The sequence below is a fragment of the Rathayibacter sp. AY1E8 genome (assembly GCF_002931415.1).
Classification (GTDB): domain Bacteria; phylum Actinomycetota; class Actinomycetes; order Actinomycetales; family Microbacteriaceae; genus Rathayibacter.
In genome coordinates this window covers 1-748 of record NZ_PSVI01000128.1, presented here as the reverse complement: position 1 = coordinate 748, position 748 = coordinate 1, and the positions used below count along the sequence as shown (strand labels likewise).

Below are 748 nucleotides of genomic sequence, written 5' to 3'. Positions count from 1 at the left end.
CGCACCGCCCGGGCGAGGAGCACCTCGAGGTGACGCTGTGGGCTGACCCCGCCCGCGGCGGCTACGCCAAGCTCGTGACCGCAGGAGGAGTGCTGCGCGACGAGTCGGCGGGCCTCCGGGCGGCGCTGGACGAGCTCAGCGCGTCGGTCGCGGCCGACCGCGCCTCGTCCGAGGCGGCGGGTGCGACGGCCGCCGAGCAGGCCGCCGACACCGCGGCGGCTCTCGACGAGCGCGTCCGCGGGGTCGAGCTCGAACTGCGGGCGGTCACCCGGCGCCTCGCGGAGGCGCTCGACCGCTGAGGCGGCGAGGCCCGGTCCTCGCGGCGATCAGGCGGGGACCGCCGTCCGCGCGAGCAGCTCGGCGATACGACCGGTGCAGCCGCCGCAGCCCGTGCCGGCGCGGGTCGCCCGCCCGACGCAGGCGACCGTCCCGTGTCCCGCCGCAGCCGCATCGGTGATCACCGCCGCCGTCACGCCGTTGCACCAGCAGACCGTGGCATCGGGGGCGAACGGATCGCCGGTCGCCGCGGCGCCCGCATCCGGGGCGTCCAGACGCAGGAGGCTCGACCGGTCCGCCGGCAGCTCCGAGCCCCGCTCGAAGAGGAGGCTGAGCTCGGCGCCGACCCGGGGCAGACCCACCGAGACGAACCCGCGCAGCACTCCTCCTGCGGTCACGAGCTTGGCGTAGCCGCCGCGGGCGGGGTCAGCCCACAGCGTCACCTCGAGGTGCTCCTCGCCCGGGCGGTGCG

The 748-nt window shown here is 77.8% G+C and carries 2 protein-coding genes; one reads left to right on the top strand and one right to left on the bottom strand.

The window, feature by feature from the left end; translation table 11 throughout:
• Nucleotides 1-299: hypothetical protein (locus C5C74_RS16940; RefSeq protein ID WP_219813505.1), on the top strand; the 299-nt coding region annotated here is incomplete at its 5' end.
• Nucleotides 300-326: 27 nt separating this feature from the next.
• On the opposite strand, the gene C5C74_RS16935 is transcribed toward C5C74_RS16940, so the two are convergent.
• Nucleotides 327-748: (2Fe-2S)-binding protein (locus C5C74_RS16935; protein ID WP_181134737.1), on the bottom strand; the 422-nt coding region annotated here is incomplete at its 5' end.